15 protein-coding genes and 1 pseudogene are annotated in these 16,495 nt (G+C 57.4%); 15 read left to right on the forward strand and 1 reads right to left on the reverse strand.

Features of this window, described 5'->3' with window-relative positions:
- Nucleotides 1-168: 168 nt before the first annotated feature.
- The 14 genes and pseudogenes from G9C82_RS18525 to G9C82_RS18585 all read left to right on the forward strand — a co-directional run bounded on the left by G9C82_RS18525 (nt 169) and on the right by G9C82_RS18585 (nt 14,722).
- Nucleotides 169-1,887 carry an ABC transporter substrate-binding protein gene (locus G9C82_RS18525; RefSeq protein WP_174790043.1) on the forward strand — a complete coding sequence of 573 codons (1,719 nt, stop codon included), beginning with the start codon at nt 169-171 and terminating at the stop codon, nt 1,885-1,887.
- Nucleotides 1,887-2,915, forward strand: coding sequence for an ABC transporter permease (locus tag G9C82_RS18530; RefSeq protein WP_127014963.1), 1,029 nt, complete (start codon nt 1,887-1,889; stop codon nt 2,913-2,915). The genes G9C82_RS18525 and G9C82_RS18530 overlap by 1 nt, the downstream gene beginning before the upstream one ends.
- A complete protein-coding gene (locus G9C82_RS18535; protein WP_127014964.1) occupies nt 2,912-3,823 on the forward strand; it encodes an ABC transporter permease in 912 nt (303 codons plus the stop codon). The genes G9C82_RS18530 and G9C82_RS18535 overlap by 4 nt, the downstream gene beginning before the upstream one ends.
- On the forward strand, nt 3,820-4,926 hold the full coding sequence (locus tag G9C82_RS18540) for an ABC transporter ATP-binding protein (RefSeq protein WP_127014965.1): 1,107 nt from the start codon (nt 3,820-3,822) through the stop codon (nt 4,924-4,926). Before G9C82_RS18535 ends, G9C82_RS18540 begins: the two co-directional genes overlap by 4 nt.
- A complete protein-coding gene (locus tag G9C82_RS18545; RefSeq protein WP_127014966.1) occupies nt 4,923-5,954 on the forward strand; it encodes an ABC transporter ATP-binding protein in 1,032 nt (343 codons plus the stop codon). The genes G9C82_RS18540 and G9C82_RS18545 overlap by 4 nt, the downstream gene beginning before the upstream one ends.
- Nucleotides 5,944-7,353, forward strand: coding sequence for a dihydroorotase family protein (locus G9C82_RS18550; RefSeq protein WP_127014967.1), 1,410 nt, complete (start codon nt 5,944-5,946; stop codon nt 7,351-7,353). Before G9C82_RS18545 ends, G9C82_RS18550 begins: the two co-directional genes overlap by 11 nt.
- Complete coding sequence (locus G9C82_RS18555; RefSeq protein ID WP_174790044.1) at nt 7,326-8,636, forward strand: Zn-dependent hydrolase; 1,311 nt, start codon at nt 7,326-7,328, stop codon at nt 8,634-8,636. The genes G9C82_RS18550 and G9C82_RS18555 overlap by 28 nt, the downstream gene beginning before the upstream one ends.
- Nucleotides 8,633-9,046, forward strand: coding sequence for a DUF3830 family protein (locus G9C82_RS18560; RefSeq protein ID WP_127014968.1), 414 nt, complete (start codon nt 8,633-8,635; stop codon nt 9,044-9,046). Before G9C82_RS18555 ends, G9C82_RS18560 begins: the two co-directional genes overlap by 4 nt.
- A gap of 961 nt (nt 9,047-10,007) precedes the next feature.
- Entirely contained in the window at nt 10,008-10,877 is an 870-nt protein-coding gene (locus tag G9C82_RS18565; RefSeq protein ID WP_127014969.1) for a ParA family protein, read from the forward strand.
- Nucleotides 10,878-11,279, forward strand: a complete 402-nt coding sequence (locus tag G9C82_RS18570) for a hypothetical protein (RefSeq protein WP_127014970.1) — start codon at nt 10,878-10,880, stop codon at nt 11,277-11,279. It abuts the gene before it with no gap.
- A gap of 272 nt (nt 11,280-11,551) precedes the next feature.
- Nucleotides 11,552-12,232, forward strand: coding sequence for an IS6 family transposase (locus G9C82_RS18575; protein WP_127014971.1), 681 nt, complete (start codon nt 11,552-11,554; stop codon nt 12,230-12,232).
- Between the two features lie 396 nt (nt 12,233-12,628).
- Nucleotides 12,629-12,933: pseudogene (locus G9C82_RS20770) on the forward strand (IS5/IS1182 family transposase); the annotation flags it as partial.
- Between the two features lie 2 nt (nt 12,934-12,935).
- Nucleotides 12,936-13,493: an IucA/IucC family C-terminal-domain containing protein gene (locus tag G9C82_RS18580; protein WP_277601742.1), complete on the forward strand. Its 558-nt coding sequence runs from the start codon at nt 12,936-12,938 to the stop codon at nt 13,491-13,493.
- A 38-nt stretch (nt 13,494-13,531) separates the two neighbouring features.
- Entirely contained in the window at nt 13,532-14,722 is a 1,191-nt protein-coding gene (locus G9C82_RS18585; RefSeq protein ID WP_127014972.1) for an ABC transporter substrate-binding protein, read from the forward strand.
- Nucleotides 14,723-14,742: 20 nt separating this feature from the next.
- On the opposite strand, the gene G9C82_RS18590 is transcribed toward G9C82_RS18585, so the two are convergent.
- Entirely contained in the window at nt 14,743-15,642 is a 900-nt protein-coding gene (locus tag G9C82_RS18590; protein ID WP_241693055.1) for an NAD(P)/FAD-dependent oxidoreductase, read from the reverse strand.
- Nucleotides 15,643-15,767: 125 nt separating this feature from the next.
- On the opposite strand from G9C82_RS18590, the gene G9C82_RS18595 reads away from it, so the two are divergent.
- Nucleotides 15,768-16,448: an IS6 family transposase gene (locus G9C82_RS18595; RefSeq protein ID WP_127014973.1), complete on the forward strand. Its 681-nt coding sequence runs from the start codon at nt 15,768-15,770 to the stop codon at nt 16,446-16,448.
- Nucleotides 16,449-16,495: the final 47 nt, after the last annotated feature.

The raw sequence follows: 16,495 nt of genomic DNA on the forward strand, positions 1-16,495 counted from the left end.
TCTACTCTTACCTATTGTCTCCTGAGCTAGTTATGACGTATGCATAGGAAGCCTTTTGAATAGGAGGTGGAATTAGCATACTGAAGCGAAAATGAAAGCGAATGTCCAGCATATCGAGCTAGTACTGTGTGATATGGGATCTGCAGACAACTCCAACGGAGTCCAGCGATGACCGAGACCAACGATCTCGATAGCGACGAAGCTCCCACGGGCGAAATAACTGCATCTAATTTCCGATCAGCGGGCTCACGCCGCCAGTTCCTCGCTGCACTCGGCTCAGCCGGTGCCGCCGGGCTGGCTGGCTGTGCGGGCGGATCCGGATCAGATTCGACCGCTGACGGCACGTCAGCCGGAGATGATGGATCACAGACGGGCAGTGGTGGCGACGGGTCGACGCTCACGGCGAACATCTCTCAGCGGCTCGGTACCATCGACCCTGCGAAGGGGACTGATTACGTGCAGGCGATGGCGCTTGTGAATCTGTACGACCCGCTTGTCTTCCCCAATAGCGACGGAGAGATTCAACCACACCTCGCGTCAGACTGGTCGGTTTCATCGGATAGCAAGACGTACACGTTCACTCTGCGGGACGACGTGACGTTCCATAGCGGTAATTCGCTGACCGCTGAAGACGTGAAATTCACGACGGAGCGGTTTCTCGACCTCAATCAGGGATACGCATCATTATTGAGCGATGTTCTCGACAAGGAGAACATCGTTGTCGAGGACGAGCGGACGATTTCGTTCGAACTCAGTCGCTCGTATGCGCCGTTCCTCCCCATCATGGTCCTCGTCTTCGTCGTGGACAAGGACACGGTCATGAACAATCTCGAAGACGGCGACTACGGCGAGCGTGGCGACTACGGGCAGTCGTACATCAATAACAACGACGCCGGGTCCGGTGCCTACCAGCTGGCTGATTTTTCCCGTGGCAACTCGATTACGTTCGCCAAATATGACGACTACTTCAAGCAGTTCCCGGACGGAGCATTCGACGCTGTCGAGGTTCGCATCATCACGGAGAACTCCACTGTACAGACCCTAATGAAAAACGGAGAGCTGGATATGACGGGGCAGTACCAGAACTCCCAGACCTACAATGCCATCAGCGAGATGGAAAACGCACGGGTCGAGAAAATCCCGACGTTTGGGCTGCTGTACAACAAAATTAACACGCAAAAGGCACCGACTGACGACCCAGCGGTTCGCGAGGCCATGGCTTGGGGATTCGATTACGGACAGGTCGTCAACGAGATCCGCCCAGATATGAAGAAGGCCCAGGGACCGCTGCCGCCCACGTGGGGCGCACACAAAGGCGACGTACTGCAGCCGTCCTACGACCCGGAGCGAGCGCGACAGGTTCTGGCCGACGCTGGCTACTCGGAGGGCGAACTCACCATCACGAATACGTTTACTTCCTCATACTCCTTCCAGGAGCGCATCGCGCTCCTGTTCAAAGACAACATGGCGGACATCGGCATCAATGTCGAGCTGAATCCCCAGACGTGGGGCACCATCACGGAGATGGCTACTTCAGTGGAGAACACGCCACACACGAGTCAGGTGTTCTACGTGCCGACGTATCCGTCACCGGATTCGATGTTCTACAATCAGTTCCACTCAGACGCGGCGAACACGTGGATGAGCATGGAACATCTTGACAACCCCGAAGTGGACGCCCTCATTGAGGAAGCGCGCCAGACGCCGGACCGACAGGCCCGCGTCGAAATCTACAACCAGCTCCAGAGCAAGCTTGCGAACCTGTACTGTGATATGCACCTGTACCACACCGTGAAGACAATCGGCTTCCAGAACGATGTCGAAGGACTCACGCTTCGGCCGGCACAGGGCTTCGAATACACGTTCCGAGACCTTCACCAAGTGTAATGCCACGGATAGGCCAGATACTGCGTCGACTCTCAGGGATGACCGTCAGCCTGCTCGGGCTGTCAGTCCTCATATTCGTCATCTCGCGGGTTCTGCCGGGGAACCCTGCCCGGATGGCACTCGGGGCGATGGCCAGCGACGAGCAAGTAGCGGAACTCGCTGCTGAAATGGGACTCAACAAGCCGCTCCCGCTCCAGTATGTTGAGTACATGCGCCGACTCTTTGTCGGCGATTTGGGACAGAGCCTCCAGACGAAAAACTCCGTTGCACATGATCTAGTGATGAAGTTCCCCGCGACGCTCGAACTCATCACGCTCGCGTTCACGTTCATGATGGTGTTCGGGATTCCACTTGGCATCATCGCCGCGAAACACCACGGCGGGATACTCGACAACGTAACCCGGTTTTTCGCGTTCTCGACGGTGAGCGTCCCGAGCTTCTTCGTCGGCATCGTCTTCCAGCTCGTGTTCGGGTACTTCCTCAACTGGTTCCCGATCACGGGACGACTCTCCTCGGCGTACAGTGGCGAGGTAGTCCGAACGACTGGCTTCATGCTTGTCGATACGCTCCTGTCGGGATCGATTGCAGCACACGTCGACGCGTGGACGCACATCCTGCTCCCGGCGCTTGCGCTATCGTTTAGCGGGATGGGGCAGATAATCCGTATCACGCGCTCGAGTATGATCGATGTCGAAGGCCAGGACTACATCGAGGCGATGGGCGGCTATGGGCTACCGACGTGGATGATTACGGATAAGTACACGCTGAAGAACGCGTTCGTTCCGACGCTGACTATCCTCGGTCTCCAGTATGCGTGGCTGCTCAGCGGCGCGTTCATTATCGAAATCGTCTACTCGTGGCCGGGCCTCGCGAAGTACGGCGTCCAGTCCGTCCTCACGTCTGACGTGAACGCCGTTGTTGGCGTGACGATGCTTGTCGGCGTCGCATTCGTCGTGGTGAACTTCGCCGTCGACATGCTCACGACCTACATCGATCCGCGAATCGGCCTCGCAGGTGACAGCGCATGAGTATCGACACTCTCTCATTCGATACATCGGGGCTCGACCGAATCGTCTCGCCGGCACGCCGCGAACTGTGGTACCGTTCGTATCGCCGGTTCGCAAACCAGCCGATGAGCGTTATCGGACTCGTAATCGTGGTCGCTATCGCACTCGCTGCCGTGTTCGCCCCGTATATCGCGCCGTATCCGGAGCAAGTGGGCTCGTTTACGGACTTCGCAAACGCCTATCAACCACCGTCCCTCGACCACCCCTTCGGGACTGATAGTGCAGGCCGTGATATCCTCACGCGCGTCATATTCGGCTACCGGATCGCGCTGCTACTGGTCGCAGTTGTGCTGGGCCTCGGTGTCCCGGTCGGCGTAATGCTGGGTCTTGTAGCCGGCTATGCAGGCGGGTGGGTCGATACGATCATTATGCGTATCACGGACACGTTCCTCGCGCTCCCACCGCTCGTCCTGGCACTTGCTATCGCGTCAGCCTTCGAGCCGACCCTGGAAGTCGCCATGTTCGCTATCGCGTCGCTGTGGTGGACGTGGTACGCACGATTGACCCGTGGACTGGCCGCGAGTCTGTCGTCCGAGGAGTACGTGCAAGCCGCAGAACTCGCAGGTGCGAGCACGACGCATATCCTCTTCCGGGAGCTACTGCCGAACTGCCTCTCGCCGCTATTGGTCAAGGCCACGCTTGATGCCGGCATCGTCGTCCTGACGGGCGCATCGCTGTCGTTCATCGGTCTCGGTGTCCAGCCGCCCAGACCGGGACTCGGGACGATGGTCGCAAACGGTACCCAGTATCTCCCCGCCGAGTGGTGGATCAGCATTTTCCCAGGCTTCGCCATCTTCCTCCTCGTGATGGGATTCAATATGCTCGGTGACGGCCTGCGCGACCTCTTTGATGTGGAGGTTGAGCAATGAGCGACGCCGCTCCCCTGCTCTCTGTCCGAGACCTCTCGGTCGGATTTGAGGGCTTCGATGGGTACGCCGACGTTGTGGACGGTGTCGACCTGACGGTCGAACACGGTGAAGTAGTTACCATCGCCGGCGAAACCGGTTGTGGTAAATCCGTGACGACCAAAGCCATCACCGGACTGCTTAACGAACCGCCGGCACGCGTCGACGGAACTGTCGAGTTCGACGGCCAGGACCTCCGTGAACTCCCGGATACCGAGCGACGGGCACTTAATGGTGACCGGATCAGCGTTATCTTCCAGAACCCGCTGTCGAGCCTCAATCCCGTCTTCACTATCGGAGAACAACTCACGGACACAGCGCAGTTCGGCGGTGAAGGGGATACTGGCATCCTGGGATACCTTCGACGACGCTACTCGTCGACGGACCGGTCCGCCGCCCGAGAGCGAGTGCTTGATCTTCTCGAAGAAGTCCGGATGCCTGATCCGGAATCCGTGATGGACAGCTACCCGTCGGAGCTCTCCGGCGGGATGCGACAACGTGCGATAATCGCCCAGGCACTGCTGAACGAACCCGACCTGCTCATCGCCGACGAGCCGGGGTCCGCGCTGGACGTGACCGTCCACGACGAGATTCTCTCGTTGCTCGAAGATCTCATCGCAAAGCGGGACATGAGTATCCTGATGATCACGCACAATTTGGGAGTCGCTCGACAGCTGAGTGACCGCGTCTACATCATGTACGGTGGCCGTATCGCTGAAACCGCACCGACGGCGGAGATATTCGATACGCCACATCACCCGTACACGCAGGGACTGATTGCGTCGATACCTCGGCTCTCTGGCGAGTCGATGGCGGGCGGCATCGGCGGGTCAGTCCCGGAATACACTGACCCACCGATGGGCTGTCGGTTCCATCCACGCTGTCCGTACGCCGATGACAGCTGTCGGTTCAGTGAACCGGCGGATGTCTCGTTTGGCGAGCAGGCCAGGTCCGCCTGTGTCCGCCACGCGGACGGCGACGGAGGGCCAGTACCGACGCTTCAGGAAACGAAACGGCGTCTGTCTGAGAACGAGCCGACGCTGGAGCGGGCGGAGGGTGACCGATGAGCGGACCGGTACTCGAAGTCGAAGATCTGAAAAAACACTTCGCAGCTGAGGGACTGTTCTCGTCTGACCCGCCAGCGAAGGCGGTCGACGGCGTCTCCTTCAGTATCGACGAGGGCGAGACCCTCGGCCTGATCGGGGAATCCGGAAGCGGGAAGTCGACGGTCGCAAAGACGATTATCGACATTCACGAGACGACTGACGGTCTCATCCGGTTCAACGGACAGGATATCACTAATCCGATTCGACAGCAACTGGCCGAGATGCGCTCGGAGATTCAGCTCGTCTTCCAGGACCCGACATCCTGCCTGAACCCGCGTCGGACGATTCGGAAGTCGCTGTTGGTCCCGCTGAAAGCTACTGGGGTTCCGCGGTCGGAGCGTGAACAGCGCGTTCGGCAGATGCTCGAACGGGTCGGGCTCAATGACGAGTACCTGTACAAGTACCCCCACGAACTGAGTGGTGGGCAGAAACAGCGGGTGAATATCGCCCGTGCGCTGGCCGTCGAGCCGTCCCTGCTATTACTCGACGAACCGACCAGTGCGCTTGACGTGAGTGTGCAAGCGAAAATCATCTCGCTGCTTGAGGACATCCAGACTGAATTCGACCTCACCTACCTCTTCATCACGCATGACCTCTCGCTCGTGCGGAACTTCGCGGACGAAACGGCCGTCATGTATCTCGGTGAGATACAGGAGCAGGGCCCGACCGACCGTATCTTCGAGAACCCTCGGCATCCCTATACACGGTCGCTTCTGTCGTCTATCCCGGTCACCTCTCAACAAGAGGAAGCGTACAAACCGGACAGCGAGTCGCTGGACGGCGAGGTACCCGGCGCGCGGAACATGCCGTCGGGATGTCGGCTCCACCCGCGGTGTCCGCACGCAACCGAAGACTGTGCCATGAGACATCCAGAGCAATACGACGTACAAGACCGTGACGTTCGGTGTATCGCATACGAAGACGGAGCGGAGGGGTTCGAACGACTCCGTGGTCGGCGACCGGTCGGGAGTGAGTCCGATGGCAGCTGACCTCCGTGTCGTTGGGGGGACGCTCGCCACGGCGCAGGGAACCGTTGACGCGGGGTTCGCTGTCGAGGACGGAGCCATTGTTGCCGTCGGCAACGAACGGCATCTCCCCGATGCGGATGACACGCTGGACGTGTCGGGAAAGATGGTGCTGCCGGGTGTCGTCGATCCGCATGTCCACATAAACGGCTTCAACTCTATCGACACCTACGAGACCGGGACGGCCGCGGCGGCCCGCGGCGGCGTCACCACGGTTATCAATTTCGCGTGGCAGACGTGGACCGGCGAGCGCGAACGCGACGCAGATGACTCAGTATGGGCCGACAGCGGGTCGCTCCTTGACGCCATTAACCGCCAGAAAGAGAGTGCGTCGGCGGCGTACGTCGACTACGGCCTGCATGCTACGGTGACCGCCGAGGACCGTTCTGTCTTCGAGGAGTTCGAAGCGGTCGTCGAAGCGGGTGTTCCGTCGTTCAAGTTCTTCACCGTCTACGATGTCGGGGTCTCCAACGGGTTCCTTAGACTCGCGTTCGACCGGCTTGCGGACCTTGATGCGGTTGCCGTCCTCCATACGGAAGACGACTCGGTCTGTCAGGCACTGACCGACGAACAGCGCTGCAGCGGACGCGGACAGCCAACAGACTATCCAGAGACACGCCCCGACTACGCGGAGGCGATGGCGTTGTCAGATGCAGTCACACTGGCGACTGAGACTGACTGCAAATACTACGGTATCCACACCACCTCGCGGGCGGCCGTAGACGAACTCGCGGCGGCGCGTGAGGACGGAACGCGGGTCCGCGGCGAAACGTGTCCGCACTTCACGACCCTCACCGAGGACGCCTACGCAGAACAGGGCACGATGGCGCTCCAGTCTCCTCCGCTCCGAACTGCGGACGACGTTGAGGCGATGTTTGAATCGCTCCGGGATGGCACGCTTGATGTCGTATCGACGGACCACGTCGCGTCAACGCGGACTGAAAAGACGGTCGAGAACTGGTGGGACTGTCCGTTCGGCGTAAACAGCCTCCAGACAGCCCTCCCGGTGTTTCACGACGAAGCGGTCAACCGCCGCGGGCTCCCATATTCGTTCCTCGTTCGGGTGCTATCGAGGAACCCCGCAGAGACGTTCGGCCTGCCACAGAAAGGGCGGCTCGCCGTCGGCGCGGACGCCGACTTCGTCGTGTTCGATCCGTCAGAGTCCTATGAGATTTCGGCCACAGACAACGCCTCTCTGGCGGACTACTCGATATACGAGGGGCGAGAGGTGACCGGCAAAGTCATCCAGACGTATCTCGGGGGACAACTCATCGCGGACGATGCCGGCGTCATCGGGCGACCCCGCGGTGAGTTCCTCGCCCGTGACTCCCCAACATGGGACCCACAGGGAGGGATGGCGTAGTGGACGCTGCAATCGACATCGATGCCGATTCGCTCCGAACGGACATCGAGCGTACCGGTGAGTTCGGCAGCGTCGAAACCGAAACCGGGCGTGGACGGACCGCACTTCCGGCAGACGAGGCTAACACGCGGGCAAGAGAGTATCTCACCGATCGGATGGAGGAACTCGGCCTCGACGTTCGAGTCGACGCTGTCGGCAACATCGCTGGTCGCTGGACGCCGCCGACGTGTGACTCGACGGTCGCGCCCGTCGTGGCGGGGAGCCACCTCGACTCCGTACCCAGAGGAGGTATCTTCGACGGTCCGCTCGGCGTCTACGCCGCGCTCGAAGCGGTCCGAGCCGTCCGGAACAGTGATGTCGTCGTCGATCGACCGCTTGAAGTCGTCTCTTTCACCGGTGAGGAGGGGACGCGGTTCGCTGACGGCGTTCTCGGCTCCTCCGTCGCTGCCGGAGACCTTTCGGTCGAGGACGCCTTGGAACTCTCTGACGGATGCGTCTCGCTCGAAACGGCACTTGAGGACGCCGGGTTTTGCGGGACAGGACGCCTCGATGCGAGCGAATGGCACGCCTGGGTCGAACTTCACATCGAACAGGGGGGGCACCTCGAAGAGACAGGGGTTCCTCTGGGTATCGTGACCGATATCACCGGTACCACGCGGGGACACGTCACTATTGACGGGAGCGCTGACCACTCAGGGACGACGAGCATGCAGGCTCGTCGTGACGCACTCGTCGCGGCGAGCGAACTTGTCATCGATATCGAGAAGACTGCGAACAAGATCGCCGCCACCGGGACGGGGACAGCGGTCGGAACGGTCGGCCGCCTCAACCCAAAACCGAACGCGGTCAACGTTGTTCCCGGGAGCGTGTCGATGCAGCTCGACCTTCGCTCTATCGAACAATTGGAAATTGCCCGTCAGGTCCGGGCTGTCGAGAACTCGCTCGACGAACTGGAACGCGAACGCGGTGTCGACACGTCACTCGACATCCCATATGACATCGCTCCGACCCGCCTCTCCGAGCGCGTCCGGGACGCCGTCGAAACAGCCGCATCCCGGCGTGGCGTCGAGACCTGCACACTCCATTCGGGGGCAGGCCACGACACGATGCAGGTCGCCAATGTGACTGATGCAGCGTTGCTGTTCGCCCCGTCCACGGGCGGCTATTCACACTCACCGAAAGAGTGGGCGGATTGGTCAGACTGTGCTGTGGCAACGCAAGTTCTCGCCGACAGTCTGGCACTACTAGCATCGAACACTGACCGACACGATACACACCAATGATCGAAATTCAGACCAACGGCACGACGTACACAGCCGAACTGCACGAAGAACGAGCCCCAGAAACCGTCGCAGCGTTCCGGGAGATGCTCCCGCTGCGCACGGAGTTGATGCACGTCCGCTGGAGCGGCATCGCGACGTGGATCAATATCGACGATGTTGACGTTCCGGAACTGCCTCGGGAAAACCACACGACATATCCATCGCGTGGCGATCTCCTGTTCTATCCAGGATATCGGAACGACGCGGAGATACTGCTTCCCTGTGGGCCCACCTGCTTCAAGAGCCAGGCCGGTGAGCTAGCGGGAAATCACTTCGCGACAGTCGACGCGAGCGCCGAGACGCTTCGTGAACTCGAGCAGACGACGCTACGCGATGGCATTCAGGCGGTCGAAATCAGAGAGAAAGAGTGATGACAGATATCGCCGTTCTCCAGCAGAAGTTCACGAGCTGGACCCAAGGCGTACGTGACAGGATTCATAACGCACTCCCGGAGAAAGACGTAGAATTCGCCTGAAGGGCCGCGCCTGCTCATCGAGACCGAGATCACGACGGGCTATCAAATTGATCCGGAAGCCGTCTGAGAATCCGCATTGCTGGAAATCTTCGTATACATATTCGCAGGGATGGACCTTCCCCCTCGGCATATGCTTGAATCGGAGGCTGTGGCGGTCACCAGCGCCTCTGTGGTCCTCGGTCACAACATCGCCGAACACGGTGACGGGAAGAATCACGGACCTAGTTGTCGGAGACTCGCCAGACTCTATTGTTTCCACTATGATCACGCTTGCTGCAGAAGCGGAAACACCTGCCTGCTTTTCGATCGTCTATCAGCGACATTAGAAACTCTGTGAGTTCTAGGAATGAGAGCCACGTACTGCCCGCTGGATGCGTAGTTTCTTCTCTGATTTCGAGATCCCCAATATCACACTCTCAGATATAGAATATCGTGGCCAGGACTGGGCACCTATCGTGAACATGAACTCAATCTCGATATAGCGACTGTCGTCGATGCTTTCCAGACGATTAATAGTGAGTTCGGGATCTATCAGAGTATCACCGAATACCTGTCTGACTCCGGTGAGGAGTTCGTCACGATGTGACGGCGATAACGAACAATCCACCATCTTCAAAGAATCGTATCTCGAATTGACGGTGCGACGTACTGACTCCTGATCTTCTCATACTTCGTCTCTATTGCCTAGTTGGCTGGTTGAATGAATTAATTGAACCAGCTGGTTGAAACAGTCAGTTGAACTGGCTAGTCGAAGCGTACAATTGAATCTATTGTATAAAGCAATTGGTTTAACCAATTAATTGAACAGACTGGTTAAATCAATAGATTATTTGAACTTGGGGCTACAACGGGTGCCTATGCTCTCATACAGTACCTACAGCGAAGCCGGTGGCGTCGGCAAGACGACGACGGCCGCGAATCTCGCTGTCGCACACGCACGCGCCGGTCTCAAGCCCTTGATCGTCCCACTGGACCCGCAAGAAGGCAACCTGTCGCGTCTGTTTGGTGTCGATGAGGACCGCTCGAAAGACGTCGACCATCTTGCTCGACATATGATTAACCGATCGAAAGGAGACTTTGAAGACCTCATCGTGACCGCCGAACACGGTGTGGACATTATTCCTGAGCACAACCAACTCGCCGATCTCGGCGATTGGCTCCGCCGCGAGCAGGATCAGGCCGCGGCTGTCGGGGATGCGTTCAATATCCACGCTGCACTTCTCAGTACTCTCGCTGACGCCGGCGTCCGTGATGAGTACGACGTACTGATTTGTGACCCCCCGGCGACGGAGGGCCCACATCTCCACAACGCTATTAACGCCACACGGTCGCTGGTTATTCCAATTGAACCGAGCGCCAAAGGCCAGGCCGCTGTTGAAGGCCTCGAACAACTTGTCGCTGGGCTCGAAGACACGCTGGAAATCGACGTGGGTGTGCTGGCTGCCGTTCCGATCGGCGTCAAGGGGACAAACGACCAGAAGCGCATCCTCAGCGAGATTCCTTACTCAACGCCAGAAACCTTCGGTGACCGAACCTCGCTGATGGAAGGCTCGTGGGCACAGCAGTGTTCAGCGTTTACCTACGTCCGCGACCACCGCAACCGTCGCCGTGACTACGAGCTCGAAACGCTGGCGCAGTATGACCGACTGGCTCGGTATCTCGAAGCGCAAGCCGGAGTTGAGGCTCCGAATCCCCCAGAACCTGGCGCTATCGAGGAGGTGGCCTAAATGGCGGGCATGAAAGAAGGGCCAGGCGAAGACCCCTTCGCCGAAGACACGACCGATGACCAGGTCGATTCAGCGCCGGACGCCGATCCCAAGACGGCTCTTGAGTCTGACTCTGAACCGGATCACGACACCACTGACACCATGAGCACAAACGACATTCCGTACGTAATCCGCCGTCAGACCGTCAAAGAAGACCGAGACAACGAACACGTTGCATTTCTTCGCGACGAGTACGCCGAACTGGAAGACCAAATCAGAGCTGACGTGGCCGATGAACTCGACATGCGGTCGAAGGATGTCTCGGTGACAGACCTCCGTGAAGCGTTCGTTGAACTCGCGGCAGAGAACCCAGATGCTGTGGCTGAAATACTGGAGAGTTGGGGCTACGAGCATCTGAAATAAACCGAACCGCCAGTTTTCGCCGTTCTGACCCTCTATAGAGCCAATTCCTGTCAGAAAGAATCTATGCCAGTAGTTGAGACTGGCCCTCTCAATGCATACGATATGAGATTCAGGGGAATCTCATCATGATAAACTGTTAATTCTGAATGCGTGTTGACTACTGAGAGATCTATCAGCGGGTTCATTCTGTTTTTGCAACTCTGAGCCAAATTTAACGGCACTGTCTAGTTGAGCGAGTTTGAGAAACGAGGAGGTCGTAGCGAGAAGTGTCCATGCAACTCGCAGACCTCCCCAGCGAAACGTTAGATGAGGACAGCCAAGACGTTTGGGAGAATGAGCGCACCCCGACACCGGTCCGGCGGTTTGGGGTGCGTCTCCATACTGCGGGGCTGTCGATTAGGGAGACGGTTGCTATCTTAGACCTGCTGGGTGTCGACCGCTCTCACGGAGCAGTCTGGAATTGGGAGCATACACTGTCCGAAGCACAGAGCGACCCGCTGACGGCGGAGCCGTCGCGGGTCGCGGTCGATGAGAAACAAATCGAGATCGACGGGGAGAAAAAGTGGGTGTATGCCGCTGTCGACACTGAATCAAAGTTACTTCTCGAAGTTGACGTGTTCAGCCGCCGCGGGACCGACCCCGCGGCGGCGTTCCTGCACCGACTCACTCAGAAACACGATGTTGCCGAGACAGAGTTTCTCGTCAATGCTGGCGGCTATCTGACTGCCCTCTCACGTCACGATTTGAGCGGTCGGCTTGACTACCGAATCCGGAACCACATCGAAAAGTGGTTCCAGACCGTGACCATGCGAATCGACCGCTTTCACTCCTTCTGGAGGGGCAGTCAATCCAGCGCGAAACAGTGGCTCAGACGCTTCAGACACCACTACAACCACGAACGACCGAACCAAGCACTCGACGGACGAACGCCAGCTGAGGTCATCCAGAACTAGACAGTGCCGGTGGATAGTTTTCCCCAGAAGTCATGGAACAAACTACCCTGTAAACTGCTCTACGACACCGTAATTAGGCACCTGTCTGTTTCGCCCGGCTGTCTGCCCCACGCTGCAAGGGAGTGACTGCTGGCGGGAGTGCAGTCGTGTCCATCTCGTCTCCAGCTGCGCGTGACCCAGACGTACGCGTCATCTCAGCCCTTGTGGACAGTAGTGTACTGATGCAGTTCAGATACTGCCTTGCTCACGATGTCTGAAGTAAGCGTCCCCTGATGCTGGTCGAAGTCGTGGTGCTTGATCGTTGTTGGGTACCCCGGCGAGATGAACGATTCTTTGTTCGAACCGCCTTGTTGCCAGGCCCAGTCTGGAACACGAATTGCACCAGAATGCTCTGTTAACGCGGACGACCTGTAGTCCGTCGCCGCTGACAACGGCATCCAAGACTGGTACACCGAGTACGAATTCGCCGCATATGATGTTGAGTACCTTGTTCACTACTGCGGCTATCAGCGAACGCAGCCGCAAACAACGCGCTCAACCGAGTAAGCGGCTACTCTCAGCGGTGGATGGTCGAAACATCATACCCAGCAATGAAGCGCTCGCTCGACGGTCGTGCGAGCGCTGGGCCGATATCTGTAGTTCCGTGAGTTCGTCTTGTGTTCGCCATCACCAACATAGAACCTCTGTGTAAGCCGCTGTGAACGTGACTCAGCATCTATTCAATACAGCAGTAATTCACCCTGTTATGTGGTCGTACTTCAAGCTGGGTGTCGGACTGGAAGCTCATCAGCAAAACACTGTAGTTCGACTGGGTGAGGGCGGCTGGCCAAAGGAAGGATTCTATCCCGACAACGGCGGATATTGCTTCCCCAGATCACGGTACGATCTGGTCGAGAGCTGGATTCCCGGCTTGGAAAATCGGGTAGAAACTGTTTGCTCCGACGGGATTATTGACCGTTGTCTGAGATACTATCTATTCATCAACAACGCATTCGGCGTCATTAACGCACTGGGTGTCGGCGGGGCCGCTGGTGAAACTACGCTGGTAAAGGTTCTCTGCGAAGGGATATCGTCTCTTGTGGAGGTCGAGCCCGCGACTTCTGACCTTCTCTCAGTATTACTCGACAGCGATCAAATACCGTGCAAGGGGAACCTGTTTACGAGGTTCGAGGGATATGACGAACTGGATTCGACCCTAGATGACGAGTTGGTCTACGTCGAGATAACGAATCCACCCGCTGCATCTTTTAGGCTGTCCTAAAGCGTCGAAATTAAGTAAGGTTAGGCTGGCCTAAAAGTATGGGCGATAATAACGGCTCCCAGAAAACGTCAACGCGGCGAGATATACTCAAGTACGGCGGAGTTGCTACAGGTAGCGGATTGCTGGCGGGTTGTACCGGTGTATTTGGATCTGACTCTCAATCCACTCCGGCCAATAATACAACGGAGAAATCAACTGAGACCGCTACTGAATCTACTAACTATTCGGTAACGATGGAACCGATGGGTGAGGTAGAGTTCGACTCGACTCCTGAGCAGTGGATTGCCTACGACGGTAGCTACGCTGATATGGGGGTCGCACTGGGCCAAGCCGACGGCATGACCGGTATCGGAGGTGCTGACCGATACTACACACATCTGTACAACGAAATATCAGGCGTAGAAATCGATACCGAACCTATCGAGAGTTATCCAGAGGTCCGGACAAAGGAAGAATTCTACGAACTTGACAACGATGTCCACCTATACGATCCGCAAATGCTCATTAATTGGTTCGACTGGGACGAGTCGGACATCGAGGAAATTACCACGAACGTTGCCCCGTTCGTGGGGAACTTGATCTTCCGTAGATCGGACGACTGGCACGACTACCGATACTACACGTTGTACGAAGCCTTCGAGAAAGTCGCACAGGTGTTCCAAGAACAAGAGCGCTATGCGGCGTTCAAAGAACTCCACGACGAGTTCATTGCGGACATACAGAGCCAACTCCCGACAGCCGAGGAGCGACCGAATGTCTTCCTTACGTACGGTGTCACGGAGGAACCAGATGAGTTTACACCGTACCGGCTCAACGACCAGGGGACGAGTAAGAAGCAGTGGCGTGACCTCGGTGTGAGCGACGCACTCGGCGGGACGGACATCGAGAATCAGAGCACTACGGGGAACATGGACCTCGACTACGAAGGGCTACTCGATTTGGACCCAGACGTGATTCTGTTCCGGAATTTCGCTGAGATGTCGGTCGAGGAGTTCCGAGACACCATCCTCGTATATATGGAAGATCATCCGGTCGGCAGCCAACTGACGGCCGTCAAGAACGGTCGCGTCTATCGTGGCGGATACCTCCATCAGGGACCGATCCACAACCTGTTTTTGACCGAACAGGCCGCGAAACAGATTTACCCCGACGTATTCGGGGACGTCACGGACGACACGGAACTGTTTGACCGGCAGCGCGTCGCAGACATCGTCAACGGGAATCTCTAGAGTCCTGTCACAAACTACCGTCACTCATTGTCCGGTCCAGACGATCGTTCCGCTTTGATCTCTTCGGCCCGTTCGAGTACCGCACCGTCGTCGATGTACTCTACGAGATGCCGGTGACCATCTCGACGCCGTTTGCGCTGTTCGGATGGTGAGATCGCTTGCTCCACCTTCCGCTCGACGTACTGTGACTGTAGCTCATCGAAGCGTGCCTCAGAGAGGTCGGCGTCTCCAACCCGTTCTGGGAACTCCTTCCGGACGTGTTCTTCCCAATCACCGTCGATGATAGACCCTTCAACGAACACCCAGTCAGTGTAGTGAGTTGCGAGATCCTCGGGCAAGCCCTCATCACGCCGCACGTCATGGATCAGTCCGAGCGCAGTCTCGCCTGCTTGTCCTGCGGCGACCACAGCTTGGTCCTCAGCCGTCCCAAGTCGACCAGCAAAATAGAGTCCATCTACCGATGTTCGACCGCAGCGTTTGTGCTCTTCCCAATTGATATCGACTTCCCCGTCGTCCCCCAGAAATTCTCCCTCGTCAAGTGTTTCGAGCCACTCTCGCCCGTACTTCGCCGCCGCGACGAGCGATTCAGTTGCATACTCGTCCCCCGTTTCAGTCTCAATACGAAAGCCGCCTTCTGTCTGGGTTGCTTCTACAGCCTTCTCACGCGTGATTTCACAACCAACTTGCTCGGCTTGTGCGTGCAAAAGTTTCTGGAATGTTGGCGTATCGATTCCGGCGGGGAAGCCAGGAAAGTTCTCCAGATGTGCGATCCGGCCCAGTGATGACCGACCACGATCTAGGATTAGTGTGGAGAGTCCGTATCGACTCGTAAAAACACCAACTGTAATCCCTCCGACTCCTCCGCCAACAATAACCACGTCGTATTCTCCAGTCACTACCTTTCGAGACTCCTTCAACATGATTAGATTAGGCTAGCCTAAAAGTAAAATTCTTCGATTTACTATTTATTATATGTCAAGAAGGTTTTCCGGGCACTGTCTAGTTGAGGGGTTGAGAAGTGAGCAGGCCGTAGCGAGAGGTGTTCATGACACTCGCAGACCTGCTCAACGAAACGTTAGACGAGGACAGTCAAGATGTTTGGGAGAACGAGCGCATTCCGACACCCGTCCGGCGATTTGGGGTGCGTCTCCACTCGGCGGGGCTGTCGATCAGGGAGACGGTCGCTATCTTAGACCTGCTGGGTGTCGATCGCTCTCACGGTGCGGTCTGGAACTGGGTTCATACGTTGTCTGAAGCCCAGAGCGACCCGCCGACGGCGTCGCCGTCGCGGGTCGCAGTCGATGAGAAACAAATCGAGGTTGACGGCGAAAAAAAGTGGCTCTACGCCGCTGTCGACACAGAGTCGAAATTATTGCTCGAAATCGACGTGTTCAGCCGCCGCGGGACTGACCCCGCGGCGGCGTTCCTGCATCGACTCATTGAGAAACACGATGTCGCCGATTCAGTGTTTCTCGTCGATGCTGGCGGCTATCTGACTGCCCTCTCACGCCACGATCTGAGCGGTCGGCTCGACTACCGAATCCGGAACCACATCGAAAAGTGGTTCCAGACTGTGACCATGCGAATCGACCGCTTTCACTCGTTTTGGCGGGGCAGTCAATCCAGCGCGAAACAGTGGTTACGGCGCTTCAGACACCACTACAACCACGAACGGCAAAACCAAGCACTCGACGGTAAAACGCCAGCTGAGGTCATTCAGAACTAGACAGTGCCTTTGAACCAGTGGTATCAATCTAATAATACTAATGTCTC

Origin of the sequence: Haloarcula sp. R1-2 (assembly GCF_011627385.1) — an archaeon.
Classification (GTDB): domain Archaea; phylum Halobacteriota; class Halobacteria; order Halobacteriales; family Haloarculaceae; genus Haloarcula; species Haloarcula marismortui.